Origin of the sequence: Ensifer sp. Root423 (genome assembly GCF_001426275.1) — a bacterium.
Taxonomy (GTDB): domain Bacteria; phylum Pseudomonadota; class Alphaproteobacteria; order Rhizobiales; family Rhizobiaceae; genus Ensifer; species Ensifer adhaerens.
Genome location: NZ_LMEG01000034.1, coordinates 247,212 through 262,650, shown reverse-complemented (window position 1 = coordinate 262,650; position 15,439 = coordinate 247,212). Strand labels below are relative to the sequence as shown.

Annotated in this window: 14 protein-coding genes; 9 read left to right on the top strand and 5 right to left on the bottom strand. The window is 63.1% G+C overall.

What is annotated here, in order from left to right; all coding sequences use genetic code 11:
• Window positions 1–8 precede the first annotated feature (8 nt).
• The 4 genes from ASD01_RS24890 to ASD01_RS24875 all read right to left on the bottom strand — a co-directional run bounded on the left by ASD01_RS24890 (window position 9) and on the right by ASD01_RS24875 (window position 4,086).
• On the bottom strand, window positions 9–1,565 hold the full coding sequence (locus ASD01_RS24890; RefSeq protein ID WP_034802429.1) for a formate dehydrogenase beta subunit: 1,557 nt from the start codon (window positions 1,563–1,565) through the stop codon (window positions 9–11).
• A complete protein-coding gene (locus ASD01_RS24885; protein WP_034802432.1) occupies window positions 1,562–2,041 on the bottom strand; it encodes a formate dehydrogenase subunit gamma in 480 nt (159 codons plus the stop codon). Before ASD01_RS24885 ends, ASD01_RS24890 begins: the two co-directional genes overlap by 4 nt.
• 176 nt (window positions 2,042–2,217) lie before the next feature.
• The gene (locus ASD01_RS24880) at window positions 2,218–3,114 is read right to left on the bottom strand and encodes a LysR family transcriptional regulator (protein WP_034802435.1); all 897 of its coding nucleotides are present in this window, start codon (window positions 3,112–3,114) and stop codon (window positions 2,218–2,220) included.
• Window positions 3,115–3,318: 204 nt separating this feature from the next.
• A complete protein-coding gene (locus ASD01_RS24875; protein WP_034802437.1) occupies window positions 3,319–4,086 on the bottom strand; it encodes an SDR family NAD(P)-dependent oxidoreductase in 768 nt (255 codons plus the stop codon).
• A gap of 172 nt (window positions 4,087–4,258) precedes the next feature.
• On the opposite strand from ASD01_RS24875, the gene ASD01_RS24870 reads away from it, so the two are divergent.
• The 8 genes from ASD01_RS24870 (at window position 4,259) to ASD01_RS24835 (ending at window position 12,901) form a co-directional block, all read left to right on the top strand.
• Complete coding sequence (locus ASD01_RS24870; protein ID WP_034802440.1) at window positions 4,259–5,023, top strand: DeoR/GlpR family DNA-binding transcription regulator; 765 nt, start codon at window positions 4,259–4,261, stop codon at window positions 5,021–5,023.
• A 131-nt stretch (window positions 5,024–5,154) separates the two neighbouring features.
• On the top strand, window positions 5,155–6,672 hold the full coding sequence (gene glpD / locus ASD01_RS24865) for a glycerol-3-phosphate dehydrogenase (protein ID WP_034802443.1): 1,518 nt from the start codon (window positions 5,155–5,157) through the stop codon (window positions 6,670–6,672).
• Window positions 6,673–6,802: 130 nt separating this feature from the next.
• Complete coding sequence (locus tag ASD01_RS24860) at window positions 6,803–7,873, top strand: ABC transporter ATP-binding protein (RefSeq protein WP_034802446.1); 1,071 nt, start codon at window positions 6,803–6,805, stop codon at window positions 7,871–7,873.
• Window positions 7,874–7,894: 21 nt separating this feature from the next.
• Window positions 7,895–8,965 (top strand): ABC transporter ATP-binding protein, encoded by a 1,071-nt coding sequence (locus ASD01_RS24855; RefSeq protein ID WP_034802449.1) that lies wholly within the window; start codon window positions 7,895–7,897, stop codon window positions 8,963–8,965.
• A 2-nt stretch (window positions 8,966–8,967) separates the two neighbouring features.
• Complete coding sequence (locus ASD01_RS24850) at window positions 8,968–9,834, top strand: carbohydrate ABC transporter permease (protein ID WP_034802451.1); 867 nt, start codon at window positions 8,968–8,970, stop codon at window positions 9,832–9,834.
• 22 nt (window positions 9,835–9,856) lie between these two features.
• Complete coding sequence (locus ASD01_RS24845) at window positions 9,857–10,675, top strand: carbohydrate ABC transporter permease (RefSeq protein ID WP_034802454.1); 819 nt, start codon at window positions 9,857–9,859, stop codon at window positions 10,673–10,675.
• Window positions 10,675–11,097, top strand: a complete 423-nt coding sequence (locus ASD01_RS24840; RefSeq protein WP_034802456.1) for a DUF2160 domain-containing protein — start codon at window positions 10,675–10,677, stop codon at window positions 11,095–11,097. Before ASD01_RS24845 ends, ASD01_RS24840 begins: the two co-directional genes overlap by 1 nt.
• An 82-nt stretch (window positions 11,098–11,179) precedes the next feature.
• Window positions 11,180–12,901, top strand: coding sequence for an ABC transporter substrate-binding protein (locus ASD01_RS24835; RefSeq protein ID WP_034802459.1), 1,722 nt, complete (start codon window positions 11,180–11,182; stop codon window positions 12,899–12,901).
• A 116-nt stretch (window positions 12,902–13,017) separates the two neighbouring features.
• Here ASD01_RS24835 and ASD01_RS24830 read toward each other — a convergent pair whose 3' ends face one another.
• Window positions 13,018–13,473 carry a hypothetical protein gene (locus ASD01_RS24830; RefSeq protein WP_143106236.1) on the bottom strand — a complete coding sequence of 152 codons (456 nt, stop codon included), beginning with the start codon at window positions 13,471–13,473 and terminating at the stop codon, window positions 13,018–13,020.
• 336 nt (window positions 13,474–13,809) lie between these two features.
• Here ASD01_RS24830 and ASD01_RS24825 point away from each other — a divergent pair, with 336 nt between their 5' ends.
• The gene (locus ASD01_RS24825; protein WP_034802466.1) at window positions 13,810–15,294 is read left to right on the top strand and encodes a nucleobase:cation symporter-2 family protein; all 1,485 of its coding nucleotides are present in this window, start codon (window positions 13,810–13,812) and stop codon (window positions 15,292–15,294) included.
• Window positions 15,295–15,439: the final 145 nt, after the last annotated feature.

The window sequence follows — 15,439 nt, the reverse complement described above, 5'->3', positions numbered from 1 at the left end:
TCTTTTCCTCACTCCGCCGCTTGAACGCGCGGTGCCGGCTGAAAATCATCCGGGAAATGGGTCATGGCGCTCATGACCGGATAGGGCGTGAAGCCGCCAAGGGCGCAGAGCGAACCGAACTTCATCGTGTTGCAAAGATCGGCGAGCAGTTCGCGGTTCTTCTCCGGCTCGATGCCAGCGGCGATCCTGTCGGTCACCTCGACACCGCGCGTCGAACCGATGCGGCAGGGCGTGCACTTGCCGCAGCTTTCTACCGCGCAGAATTCCATCGCAAAGCGCGCCTGGTGCAGCATGTCGACGGTGTCGTCGAAGACGACGATGCCGGCATGGCCGATCAGACCGTCACGCGCGGCAAAGGCTTCGTAGTCGAACGGCGTATCGAACAGGGCACGGGGAAAATAGGCGCCGAGCGGACCGCCGACCTGCACGGCCTTGACCGGCCGGCCACTCGCCGTGCCGCCGCCGATGTGATCGATGATCTCGCCGAGCGCCAGGCCGAAGGCGGTTTCGTAGAGACCGGCATGCTTGACGTTGCCGGCGATCTGGATCGGGATCGTGCCGCGCGACCGGCCCATGCCGAAGTCGCGGTAATAGGCGGCGCCCTTGTCCATGATGATGGGGACGGAGGCGAGCGAGATCACGTTGTTGATCACGGTCGGACAGTCGAAGAGGCCCTTGTGCGCGGGAAGCGGCGGCTTGGCCCGCACGATGCCGCGTTTGCCTTCGAGGCTATTGAGCAGCGCCGTTTCCTCGCCGCAGACATAGGCACCTGCGCCCTCGCGCACTTCCATATCGAAGGCCCGACCGGAACCGAGCACCGAGGTGCCGAGCACGCCGGCCTTGCGGGCGATCTCGATCGCCTCAGCCATCGCCGCGATCGCATGCGGGTATTCGGAGCGGGTGTAAATGAAGCCCTTGGTCGCGCCGGTCGCGATGCCGGCGATCGCCATGCCCTCGATCAGCACGAAGGGATCGCCTTCCATGATCATCCGGTCGGCAAAGGTGCCGCTATCGCCCTCGTCGGCGTTGCAGACGATGTACTTCCGATCACCCGCCGCATCGAGAACGGTCTTCCACTTGATGCCGGTCGGAAAGCCTGCGCCGCCACGGCCGCGAAGGCCGCTTTCGGTCACCTGCGCGACAATGTCCTGCGGCGCCATGGCAATGGCATTGCGCAGACCGGCGAGCCCGCCATGGGCCTGGTAATCGTCGAGCGAAAGCGGATCGATGATACCGCAGCGGGCAAAGGTCAGCCGCGTCTGCTGCTTCAGGAAGGGGATCTCCTCGGTCTTCCCGAGACAGAGGGCATGATCGCCGCCGTCGAGCAGGGCGGCATCGAGCAGTGAGGAAACGTCATGTGCCTTGACCGGGCCATAGGCAACGCGGCCGTCAGCCGTTTCCACCTCGATCAGCGGCTCCAGCCAATGCATGCCGCGCGAACCGTTGCGCACGATCGTGGCGTCGAGGCCGCGTGCGCCGATCGCCTCGGCCATGGCCTTGGCTACCTTGTCGGCGCCGAGCGCCACGGCCGCGGCGTCCCGCGGAATGTAGATCTTTGCGGTCATCGACGCGCCTCCTGAACGAGCGCTTCGAGATCGGCGGCATCGACCCGGGCATGCACCTCTCCGTCCAGCATGGCGGAGGGTGCGCAGGAACAGAGCCCGAGACAGTAGACCGGCTCCAGCGTCACCGCGCCATCCGGGGTCGTCTGGTGAAAATCGATGCCGAGCAGCCGCTTCGCGCGCTCGGCCAGCTGGTCGCCGCCCATCGACTGACAGGCTTCGGCGCGACAGAGCTTCAGCACGTGGCGCCCCGCGGGGTGATCGCGGAAATCATGGTAGAAGCTCATCACCCCATAGACTTCGGCGCGCGAGAGGTTGAGTTCGCGGGCAATCACCGGAAGACATTCCTGCGGCACATAGCCGAACTCTTCCTGCAGTTCGTGCAGGATCGGCAGCAAGGGCCCTTCCAGCCTCTTCAGCTCCTCGACGATGGCGAGCGTGGTTTCCGCGATATCGGCGCGCGGCTGATGGATGTTCAACGGGAGCCCTCCCGGCTCATGGGCGAGGCGGCAGCACCCGAAACGGACGACCGGCCCAGCCGACATTTCACTTCTGGCGAAGGCCGTTCCTCGGCGGTCTCCGGCCATGATCAAAAAGCTTCGCGCTTATGGCCGCATGGGTCAATAAGGCTGTTCCGTCGATCGATAGAAAAAATCTATCGAGCCTGATTTCGCTCGCCGAGAATGCGTGCTTCGTGCAGCAAGGCCGACACCAGCGGCGTAAACGGCTCACGATGCGTCGCAACCAGGCCGACCGTGTGACGAGCGTCCGGATCGACGATCGGGATCATCCGGATATCTTCGTGAAAACCGAATGATTTCGCGACGTTGAATGGCATGATGCTGGCCCAGCGGCCGGTGCGCACATGCGAAAAAAGCACGATCATCGAGTTCGATTCGAGCGTCGGTTTGGCGACGGCACCGGCCTCCGAAAAATGCTGGTTGATGATGCGGCGGTTCTGCATATCGGCCGTCAATAGACAAAGCCGAACGTCGCTAACCTCTTTCCACGTCACGCTTTCCCGCTCCGAAAGCGGTGTTCCGGCGGCGGTGACGAGGTGATAGCGCTCGACCTGGAGCGGAACGCTCGTCACCCGGCCGAGCGGCTCGTTCTCCAGATAGGTGAGCCCCGCATCGATCTCGAGATTTTCGAGCAGCGCCAGGATCTGCACCGACGTCGTCGAGAGCACGGAAAAGGTGACATCAGGGTGCTTTTCCTGGAATGGCGCCGTGATCATCGGCACCATGGCAAGTGTCGTCGGCACCGCGGCCAGCCGGATATGGCCAGAAAGACCCTTGCGCGCCGCCCGCATCTCCTCACGCATGGTGCGGGTATCGCCGACGATGCGCCGCGCCCATTCGAGTACGCGCTGGCCCTCGGGCGTCAGGCCCTGAAAGCGCGACCCGCGGCTGACGAGCATGACGCCGAGCTGATCCTCAAGCTGGCGGATGGCCGCCGACAGCGTCGGTTGCGTCACCCCACACTCCTCCGCCGCGCGACCAAAATGCCTTTCGCGGGCGAGAACGAGGAACATTTCCAGCTTGTCGATCATGTCCGGCCTTCAGTTGTTGTGGCTCTGCCCCTCACCCTAACCCTCTCCCGCTCGCGGGACGTGGCGCTTCGCGAGGTCGCCCCTTCATGATGCAGGCCCCGAATGGAGTGGGGGACGCGAGCGGGCGCCGCAGCCTTCCTTCTCCCCGCAAGCGAGGAGAAGGTGCCGGTAGGCGGATGAGGGGCAGCCGACTTCATCTACCGCTCAAACGATCAGCTGCCCGCCATTCACCTCCAGCACCTGCCCGGTGATGTAACCCGACAGCGCGTGCGAGGCGAGGAAGAGATAGGCGGGCGCGCAGTCTTCCGCCGTCCCGAGCCGACCAAGCGGAATGGTCTTGCGGGTCGCCTCCAGCTTCTCCGGCGATGAGTAGCGCTCGTGGAATTCGGTGGTGATCGTCCCCGGCGAAACGCAGTTGACACGGATGCCATCGGGCGCGAGTTCCCGCGCCAAGGCCTTGGAATAGGTGGAAACGAACGCCTTCGTCGCCGAATAGATCGACGATCCGGCGCTGCCGCCGGTAACCGCAGAGATCGAGACGGTGTTGACGATCGCCGGATGCGTACCCTTGCGCAACAGCGGCAGCATCGCCCGCGTCATCTCGACGACCGCGGTCTGGTTGAGCTGGACGACGGTCTGGTACTGCTCGTCGGACAGCTCCGCCGCCGGGAAGCGGCCGACCATCGTGCCGGCATTGTTGATGAGGATATCGATGCTCTCGAAGCGGCTGCGCACCACGTCGGCCAGCCCCTCGACACCATCCGGCGCGAGAAAATCCGCCGTCGCCACATAGGCCCGGCCTTCCGTCGCCGCAGATTCGAGAAAATCGGGCAGGTCGCCGATCGACCGGCCGGCATGGACGAGTACATGCGCGCCACAATCCAGGAACTGCCGGGCAACCTCGAGCCCGATGCCGCGCCCGGCACCGGTGATCACGACGGTCATGCCCTTGAACAAGGCCGGATGAAACATGTCTTTCCCCTCTTCACTCCTAAGGCAGGGTCGCCTATCGCCGTAGCGAATGCAACGCGCGCCGACACCCTGGACCCGCTGCGAAAGCGATTTCGCCGCAAACGCCGATTCTGAAATTGCGCGGCTTTCGTTTTTGCATATTATGAAACAAAACGAAAATGGGGAGGATGGAATGTATTTGACCGGTCGGCAGGAGGAGATCCTGGAACTGGCAAAAAGCGAGGGCCGGGTACTGGTCGAGGAGCTGGCGCAGCGCTTTTCTGTCACGCCGCAGACCATCCGAAAGGACCTGAACGACCTCTGCGACGCCAAGATCCTGAACCGCATTCATGGCGGCGCGATCTTCCCGAGCGGCAAGGAAAACGTCAAATACGACGCCCGCCGCCAGATCGCGGCACCGGAGAAACAGGCGATCGGCAAGGCCGCCGCCGAACTCATCCCCGACAACGCGTCGCTGTTCATCAATATCGGCACCACCACCGAAGCTGTGGGCGAGGCCCTGCTCGACCACAAGGAATTGATGGTCATCACCAACAACATCAATGTCGCCAATCGCTTACGCGTTTTCCCCTCGATCGAGGTGGTGATCACCGGCGGCGTCGTGCGCGGCTCGGACGGCGGCATCGTCGGCGAGGCCGCCGTCGATTTCATCAAGCAGTTCAAGGTCGACTTCGCCGTCATCGGCGCCTCGGCGATCGACCATGACGGCGCGCTGCTGGATTTCGATTTTCGCGAAGTGAAAGTCGCCCAGGCGATCATCGCCAATGCGCGCCATGTCATTCTGGTTTCCGACTCGACCAAATTCGAAAGAACCGCGCCTGTTCGCATCGGCCATATATCGCAGGTCCAGACCTTCATCACCGACCGCTGCACGCTCGAAAACGTCAGGAAAATCTGTGTTGAACAGGACGTTCGCCTGATCGAAACCGACGCCTGACACGGGAGATTTAGCCACCCCTAAAGATTCGGGGAGCATTCGTTTGACATTCGATATGTTTTCGTTTTAACTGATTTCACTTTCGCTGATGCATCAATTTGTGCATCGCGAAATGTGGAGGGGAAACAGCAGTGTCAGAGCAGGCAATCTACGACGTCTTCGTCATCGGCGGCGGCATCAACGGATGCGGCATCGCGCGCGACGCGGTCGGCCGTGGGTACTCGGTCGCCTTGGCCGAAATGAACGATTTCGCTTCCGGCACGTCCTCCGGCTCCACCAAGCTCATTCACGGCGGCCTGCGCTACCTCGAACATTACGAATTCCGCCTCGTGCGCGAAGCGCTGATGGAGCGCGAGGTGCTGTGGGCAATGGCGCCGCACGTCATCTGGCCGATGCGCTTCGTGCTGCCCTATCACAAGGGCGGCCTGCGCCCGGCCTGGCTCATCCGCCTCGGCCTCTTCCTTTATGACCATATCGGCGGCCGCAAGCTGCTGCCGGCAACGGCGACGCTGGACATGAACCGCGATCCCGCCGGCAAACCGCTGAAGCGCCTGTTCAACAAGGCCTTCGAATATTCCGACGGCTGGGTCAACGACGCCCGCCTCGTGGTCTTGAATGCCCGCGACGCTGCCGACCGCGGCGCCGTCATCATGGCCCGTACCCGCGTCGTCGCTGCACGTCGCGACGGTGGGCTCTGGGCCATCGAAACCGAGAACCAGGCAACCGGCGAACGCAAGACGCTCAAGGCCCGCATGCTCATCAATGCCGCCGGCCCCTGGGTCGACGCGGTTCTCTCGGGCGCGCTCGGCAAGAACGACGTGCACAATGTCCGCCTCGTTCAGGGCAGCCACATCGTCGTGAAGAAGAAGTTCGACGATCCGCGCGCCTATTTCTTCCAGAACCCGGATGGCCGCATCATGTTCGCCATCCCTTACGAAGAAGACTTCACGCTGATCGGTACCACCGACCGCGACTACACCGGTAATCCGGGCGAGGTGCGCATCAGCGACGCGGAGGTCGACTATCTCTGCCGGGCAGCAAGCGAGTATTTCCTTGAGCCGGTGGAAAAGGACGACATCGTCTGGACCTATTCGGCCGTTCGCCCGCTTTACGACGACGGCGCCAGCAAGGCGCAGGAAGCGACGCGCGACTACGTGCTGCGGGTCGAGGGTGACAAGGGTGCGGCACCACTGCTCAACGTCTTCGGCGGCAAGCTCACGACCTATCGCCGCCTCGGCGAATCCGCGCTGGAAAAGATCGGCGAGGCGATCGGCGTCAAGGGTTCGAAATGGACCGCCGGCTCCAGGCTTCCGGGCGGCGATTTTCCCGCCCAGGGTTATGCCGACGAAGTCGCAAGACTGCGAAAGCAATATCCCTTCCTTGCGCCCCAGCATGCGCGTCGCCTCGTGCGCCTCTATGGCACGCGCGCCGCAGCACTTCTGGGTTCGGCGTCGAACGAGGCCGGTCTCGGCCACCATTTCGGCGCCGATCTCTACGAGGCCGAGGTCAAGTGGCTGATGACGCAGGAATGGGCGCGGCACGCCGAGGACGTGCTGTGGCGGCGCACGAAATTGGGATTGAAGCTGACGCCGGGCGAGGCGGCAGCGCTGGAGGAATACATGCGAGGCGCGGCCAACGCAGCCGCCTGACAACGCTCGCATTCAATGCATTTCCAACACGGGCGCGCGCGCCCGGAAATGCAGAAAACCGATGAGATAGAGCGTTTCCGCGCTGGGGTGGAAAACGCTCGGACTGCCGACAGGCTGGGTGGAGAATTCAATGCTTGAAATGAAGAAGATATCCAAGGTCGTAGGCGGGGAGACGCATATCTACCCGACCGACCTGGTGCTGGAGAGGGGGTCGCTGAACGTTCTGCTCGGCCCGACCCTTTCCGGCAAGACGTCGCTGATGCGGCTGATGGCCGGTCTCGACAAGCCCGCCTCCGGTTCGCTCCTTTTCGACGGCGCCGACGTCACCGGCCTGCCGGTGCAGAAGCGTTCGGTCGCCATGGTCTACCAGCAGTTCATCAACTATCCGGCGATGACCGTTTACGAAAACATCGCCTCACCGATGCGCATCAGCGGCGCCGACACCGCCACCATCGACCGCGAGGTGCGCAAGGCGGCCGATCTGCTGAAGCTGACGCCTTATCTCGACCGCACGCCCTTGAACCTCTCAGGTGGCCAGCAGCAGCGCACGGCACTTGCCCGCGCCATCGTCAAGAACGCCGATCTGGTGCTGCTCGACGAGCCACTCGCCAACCTCGACTACAAGCTGCGCGAGGAACTGCGCGAGGAACTGCCGAAGATCTTCGCCGCCTCCGGCGCCATCTTCGTCTATGCGACGACCGAGCCTTCGGAAGCGCTGCTGCTCGGCGGCAACACCGCAGCCCTCAGCCAGGGCCGCATCACCCAGTTCGACAAGACAATCGACGTCTATCGCCGCCCGGTCGACCTGATCACCGCCCGCACCTTCGCCGATCCGCCGCTGAACTGCATCGAGCTGGTCAAAGCGGGCTCGGCCTTCACGCTCGACGGCAAGTCTGTGCTCACCGTCCCGGCACATCTGGCTGGCATCGGCAACGGTCCCTGCACCGTCGCGTTCCAGCCGCATCACCTGTCGTTTGACCGCCCGCAGGGTGGCGGCGATGCCCTGACGGTGAAGACGGCGATCTCCGAAATTGCCGGCTCCGAAAGCTTCATTCACGTCGGTTTTGCCAATGCGCGCTGGGTGATGCTGGCGCCGGGCATTCACGACATCGAACCCGACGCAACCCTCGAGGTCTTCGTCGATACCCGCCATCTCATGGCCTTCGGGCCGGACGGACGCGCCATCGGCGGCACGGCCTAAAGGAGGCGCTGGGAGGAAAACATGGCACGCATCAATCTCAACCATATCCGCCACGCCTATGGCGCCAAGCCGAAGTCGGAAAACGACTACGCGCTGAAGGAAGTGCACCACGAGTGGAACGACGGCGGCGCCTATGCGCTGCTCGGGCCCTCCGGCTGCGGCAAGACCACGCTGCTCAACATTATCTCTGGCCTGATCAACCCGTCCGAAGGCGAGATCCTCTTCGACGGCAAGGACGTGACGCATCTGTCGACCCAGGAACGCAACATCGCCCAGGTGTTCCAGTTCCCGGTCATCTACGACACGATGACGGTTTACGATAATCTGGCCTTCCCCTTGCGCAACCGGCATGTGCCGGAGGCCGAGGTCGACCGCCGCGTCAAGGAAACGATCGAGATGATCGGCCTTGGCGGCTGGGCGAAGAAGACGGCTCGGGGCCTCACCGCCGACCAGAAGCAGAAGATCTCGCTCGGCCGCGGCCTCGTGCGCAACGACGTCAGCGCGATCCTCTTCGACGAACCGCTGACCGTCATCGATCCGGAAATGAAGTGGGTGCTGCGCTCACAGATCAAGCGCCTGCACAAGCAGTTCGGCTTCACCATGGTCTACGTCACCCACGACCAGACCGAGGCGCTGACCTTCGCCGACAAGGTCGTCGTCATGTATGACGGCCAGATCGTGCAGATCGGCACGCCGGCGGAACTCTTCGAGCGCCCGCGCCACACCTTTGTCGGCTACTTCATCGGCTCGCCGGGCATGAACGTGCTGCCGGTCAAGCTCGACGGCGGCACCGCGACGATCGGCGGCGAGCAGTTGGGCCTCACCTTCCAACCCAAGGTCAAGGCCGGCGCCAAGACCGAGCTCGGCATCCGCCCGGAATTCGTCTCGCTCGGTCGCGAAGGCATGCCGGTCGCGATCACCAAGGTCGAGGATATCGGCCGCCACAAGATCGTGCGCGCCCGTTTTGCCGACCAGCCGATCTCGATCATCGTCGATGAGGACGGCGAGATCCCCGCCGAGCCGCGCGTCACCTTCGATCCGAAAGCCATCAACATCTACGCCGATTCCTGGCGCGTCGGCGAGGAGGCCTGACCATGGAGAAAACCTGGAACAACAAGGCCTGGTTCATGGTGCTGCCGGTCCTCGTGCTCGTCGCCTTCTCGGCCGTCATCCCGCTGATGACCGTCGTCAACTATTCGGTCCAGGACACCTTCGGCAACAACCAGTTTTTCTGGGCCGGCACCGACTGGTACGTGCAGGTGCTGACGTCGGACCGCTTCTGGGACGCGCTCAGCCGCAACCTGATCTTCTCGGCGATCATTCTGGCGATCGAAATCCCGCTCGGCATCATCATCGCGCTCAACATGCCGAAGAAGGGTCTTGGCGTACCGGTCTGCCTCGTCCTGATGGCGCTGCCGCTCTTGATCCCGTGGAACGTCGTCGGCACCATCTGGCAGGTCTTCGGCCGCGTCGACATCGGCCTGCTCGGCCGTACGCTCGAAGCGATCGGTATCAACTACAATTACGTGCAGAACCCCGTTGCCGCCTGGGTCACGCTGATCGTCATGGACGTCTGGCACTGGACGAGCCTCGTCGTCCTGCTCTGCTATGCCGGTCTCGTCTCGATCCCCGACGCCTATTACCAGGCGGCCAAGATCGACGGCGCCTCGCGCTGGTCGGTGTTCCGCTACATCCAGCTGCCGAAGATGAAGCGCGTGCTTTTGATCGCCTTCCTGCTGCGGTTCATGGATAGCTTCATGATCTACACCGAGCCCTTCGTCGTCACCGGCGGCGGTCCCGGCAACTCGACAACCTTCCTGTCCATCGACCTCGTCAAGACGGCCATCGGCCAGTTCGACCTCGGTCCGGCGGCAGCGCTATCGATCATCTACTTCCTCATCATCCTGCTGCTCTCGTGGATCTTCTACACCGTGATGACCACGAGCGACGCGCAGGGCTGACAAAGGCGGGAGGAGAAACAAAATGCAAAAACAACCACTTACCGAACGCCTCTCCTGGCTGGTGCCGACGGTCTACATCGTCTTCCTGCTCCTGCCGATCTATTGGCTCGTCAACATGAGCTTCAAGGAAACGAGCGAGATCCTGAGCACCTTCTCGCTCTGGCCGGTCAATCCGACGCTCCGGAACTACCAGGTGATCTTCACCGACCCCTCCTGGTACAACGGCTACATCAACTCGATCATCTACGTCGTCATGAACACGGTGATCTCGGTGACGGCAGCGCTGCCGGCGGCCTACGCCTTCTCGCGCTACCGCTTCCTCGGCGACAAGCACCTGTTCTTCTGGCTCTTGACCAACCGCATGGCGCCGCCGGCCGTCTTCGCGCTGCCCTTCTTCCAGCTCTATTCGGCCTTCGGCCTGATCGACACGCACATCGCGGTTGCCCTTGCGCACTGCCTGTTCAACGTGCCGCTCGCGGTCTGGATCCTGGAAGGCTTCATGTCGGGCGTGCCGAAGGAGATCGACGAGACCGCCTATATCGACGGTTACTCGTTCCCGCGCTTCTTCGTGAAGATCTTCATGCCGCTGATCGCCTCGGGCATCGGTGTCGCTGCGTTCTTCTGCTTCATGTTCTCCTGGGTCGAACTGCTGCTTGCCCGCACGCTGACGACCACGGACGCCAAGCCGATCGCCGCCACCATGACCCGCACGGTCTCCGCCTCCGGTCTCGACTGGGGCGTGCTGGCGGCCGCCGGCGTGCTCACCATCATTCCGGGCGCACTCGTGATCTATTTCGTTCGCAACTACATCGCCAAGGGCTTTGCCCTGGGGAGGGTATGATGACCGCTCAACCCGTTCGCAACGCCCGCTGGCAACTGCCGTTTGCCGCCGTTCTCGTCGTCTACGCCGCCGTTGCCGGGCTGCTCTTCAGCATGCTGCCCATCAAGGACGGCGCGCGCGACTGGTTCGCGCCGCTCATCCCCGGTGGCTGGATGGCCTGGTCGTTTCCGTCGGCCATGTTCTTCCTGACGATCTTCGCACTGCTGTCGATGATGGCGGTCTGGGAATATGCCTCGCCCGGCGGCAACCCGCGCGTCGGCATCCTGCGCTTCGAGACGACACGGGGCGATCGCCTCTTCGTGTCACTGCTCGGCAGCGCCTTCATTCACCTCGCATGGCTCGGCTTCGTCGGCGGGCAGAACCTGTGGTGGGCGCTCGCGCTCTCCCTGGTCTATGCCGTCGGCGTCTTCCGCTACGTCTGAGGCGAACCGATTTGAGGGGCCGCCAGACGGGCGGCCCCTCGAAAGATAAAGAACCGCATTCGCAAACCTAAGGGAGGGAATTATGCGACGGCATCTTTTGACTACGACGGCAGCTATGCTGCTGGCTTTCACCGGCAGCGCTTTTGCCGGCATGGACGAAGCCAAGAAATTCCTCGACAGCGAGATCGGCGACATGTCCTCGCTCGACCGCGCCGGCCAGGAAGCCGAAATGCAGTGGTTCGTCGATGCGGCGAAACCCTTTGCCGGCATGGAAATCAAGGTCGTTTCCGAAACGATCACCACTCATGAATACGAATCGAAGACCCTGGCCAAGGCCTTCTCCGACATCACCGGCATCAAGATCACCCACGACCTGATCGGCGAAGGCGACGTCGTCGAAAAGCTGCAGACTCAGATGCAGTCGGGCGAAAACGTTTATGACGCCTACATCAACGACTCGGATCTGATCGGTACCCATTGGCGCTACCAGCAGGCCCGCAGCCTGACCGACTTCATGGCCAATGAAGGCAAGGACGTCACCAACCCGAACCTCGACATCGACGACTTCATCGGCAAGTCCTTCACGACAGCACCGGACGGCAAGCTCTACCAGCTTCCCGACCAGCAGTTCGCGAACCTCTACTGGTTCCGCTACGACTGGTTCAACGACGAGAAGAACAAGGCGGACTTCAAGGCGAAGTACGGCTACGACCTCGGCGTTCCGGTCAACTGGTCGGCCTATGAGGATATCGCCGAGTTCTTCACCGGTCGCGAAGTCGATGGCAAGAAAGTCTATGGCCACATGGACTACGGCAAGAAGGACCCGTCGCTCGGCTGGCGCTTCACCGACGCCTGGCTGTCGATGGCCGGCAACGGCGACAAGGGCATCCCGAACGGCAAGCCGGTCGACGAGTGGGGCATCAAGGTCGACGAAAACTCGCGCCCGGTCGGCTCCTGCGTTGCCCGCGGTGGCGACACCAACGGCCCGGCCGCTGTCTACTCCATCCAGAAGTATCTCGACTGGATGAAGGCCTACGCACCGGCAGCTGCGCAGGGCATGACCTTCTCGGAATCCGGCCCGGTTCCGTCGCAGGGCGAAGTCGCCCAGCAGATGTTCACCTACACGGCGTTCACCGCCGACTTCGTCAAGCCGGGCCTGCCCGTCGTCAACGAGGACGGCACGCCGAAGTGGCGTTTTGCTCCGAGCCCGCATGGTGTCTACTGGAAGGACGGCATGAAGCTCGGTTACCAGGACGCCGGTTCCTGGACGCTGCTGAAGTCCACGCCTGACGACCGCGCCAAGGCCGCCTGGCTCTATGCGCAGTTCGTCACCTCGAAGACCGTCGACGTGAAGAAGAGCCATGTCGGCCTCACCTTCATCCGCCAGTCGACGCTCGACCACAAGAGCTTCACGGACCGCGCTCCGAAGCTCGGCGGTCTGATCGAGTTCTACCGTTCGCCGGCCCGCCTGCAGTGGTCGCCGACCGGCACGAACGTTCCTGACTATCCGAAGCTGGCTCAGCTTTGGTGGCAGGCGATCGGCGATGCATCCTCGGGTGCCAAGACCGCTCAGGAAGCCATGGACTCGCTGTGCGCCGAGCAGGAGAAGGTTCTCTCCCGTCTCGAACGCTCGGGCGTTCAGGGCGACATCGGTCCGAAGCTCGCCGAAGAGCACGATCTCGAGTACTGGAACAAGGATGCCGTTTCCAAGGGCAACCTCGCTCCGCAGCTGAAGATCGAGAACGAGAAGGAAAAGCCGCAGACCGTCAACTACGACGATCTGGTCAAGAGCTGGCAGAAGTAAGAAACCAACGGCCGCCTGCAAAACGGGCGGCCCTCATCTCCTCGGGAGATGCGGCACCGGGGTCGGCAACGGCCCCGGTATTTCTTTGCCCATAGGCGTGAAAGGACCTGTCGCGCCTACATGTGGGCAAGCCGCAAGCGTCCGGATTTCTCGGATCGTCGCTTGTCGAAGATGGCCCTGACCGCCTGCGTCGAGCCATCATCCATCCGCACGCTCATATCCATGTGGAGATGCTCATCGACGATCGTGATGCGGATGTCGAACGGCTTGCCGCGATAGCGGCCGGCGCCGTCCTCGTTCCAGCGCCCGATGCCCGCAGCGCTCGAACCGCCGCCGACGCGCCCGAGATGGGTCACCGCGAACCATCCATCCCTCCCCGTCACCTTCAGCACGGGGCCGTTCCGCCGGATCTCGACCGAGCAGCTCTCGCAGTCACCGGCGCCGGACGTGACCTGCTGCCATTGCCCCTGGAAGCTGACGCCGCTCGCCCCGGCGACCGCCGGCCAGAGAACGATCAGCAGCACGAAAAGCGCACGGCAGGGAGACGAAAAGGCCACTCTGCAAGAATTCATCGACATGATCCCAAACGAACCGCGGCGGAGCCTTCGCACCCGGCGCGACGAACCATCGTCGCTTCGCATTGCAGCAACGTTGCATCGTTGCTAGGATCAAGCTGTTCGTTGGCGCGCCTTGAGGCCTTCTTCGGCAATACCTGCCCGGTCGGCGCCGTTCGACGGTCAAATCCGAACCTTTCCCGCCCCGATCACCCCTCGACAACTTCCCCCGAAATCCGGAAAGTGTTTTCGTTCCGGCGATACTTGCGACATTCTGTCTCGACAACCGAAGATAGCGTTTCCCCTGTTGGAGGACGGGGGGCCGGACTGGTCGATGTAATGGGAGGAGGAACCATGAGCGACGTTTCCAGCATACACCCGGTGGACGAGATGCTGCCCGTGGGCAGACTTGCGACCCTCGGGTTGCAGCATGTCCTTGTCATGTATGGCGGCGCCGTCGCGGTGCCCCTGATCGTCGGCCGCGCCTTGCAGCTCAGCCCCCAGGACGTCGCTTTCCTGATTTCCGCCGATCTTTTCGTTTGCGGCCTCGTCACCATCATCCAGTCGCTTGGCCTCGGCCGCAGCATCGGCATCCGGCTTCCGGTCATGATGGGCGTTACTTTCGCCTCAGTCGGCCCGATGGTCTCGATGGCGGCGATGACACCCGGGCAAGAGGGTGCCCGGATGATCTTCGGCGCCATCATCGGCGCCGGCCTCGTCGCGCTCCTGCTCGCGCCGGTCATGGGCCGGCTTCTGAGGTTCTTCCCCCCCGTCGTCACCGGCACGATCATTCTCGTCATCGGCGTTTCGCTGATGCGCGTCGGCGTGAACTGGATCTTCGGCAATCCCTTCGGTCCGACCGCACCCAAGCTCGTCGATCCGAGCCATGCGGAATGGCTGGCGGAGCTCAAGAAGGCCGCGGCCACCGGAGGCCCGGCGGTACCGGACGGCCTGGTGCTTGGCGCCAGCGTGCCGAACCCGCTTTACGCCGAGCCGAGCCACATCGCGCTGGCCGGCTTCGTGCTCCTCTCCATTCTCGTGATCGCCCGCTTCGGCCGCGGACTGATCAGCAACATCGCGGTGCTGACCGGCGTCGTCGTCGGCTGCGTCGTCGCCGCAGCACTCGGCATGATGCATTTCGACCGGGTGGCCGATGCCGGCTGGTTTGCCGTGGTCACGCCGCTGCGCTTCGGCATGCCGATCTTCGATCCGGTGCTGATCGCCACCATGTCGCTGGTGATGATCGTCGTGATGATCGAATCGACCGGCATGTTCCTGGCACTCGGCGAAATCACCAATCGCGAAGTCTCGCGGCAGCAGTTGACGGCGGGGCTCAGGGTCGATGGCCTCGGCACCATGATCGGCGGCCTGTTCAACACCTTCCCCTACACGAGCTTCTCGCAGAATGTCGGGCTTGTCGGCGTCACCGGCGTCAAGAGCCGCTACGTCTGCGTGATGGGGGGCGTCATCATGATCGCGCTCGGCCTCATCCCGAAGATGGGCGCACTGGTCGAAGCGGTTCCGACCTTCGTGCTCGGCGGCGCCGGCCTGGTGATGTTCGGCATGGTCGCTGCGACCGGCGTGCGCATCCTGTCGACCGTCGATTTCAAGTCGTCGCGCAACAACCTGTTCGTGGTCGCCGTCTCGGTCGGCTTCGGCCTGATCCCGCTGATCGCGCCGAACTTCCTGATCTGGCTGCCGCATGCGATCCACCCGATCATCGAGTCCGGCATCGTGCTTGCCTCGATCTCGGCCGTCGTGCTCAACGCCTTCTTCAATGGCCTCAGCTTCGAAAGCACAGCCAGCGTCAACGCGGCCAAGCTCGCCGACAGCCATTGAGCCACCCGCAATCACGGAACCCCGGCCCGCGAAAGCTGGGGTTTCGCTTTTCCACATCTCGGAGGATCCCGATACTTCGATCGCCAACGAAGCATCCGCCGTAAGCGTCGCGCTAGAACGATGGCAACAATGACGACACAAGGAT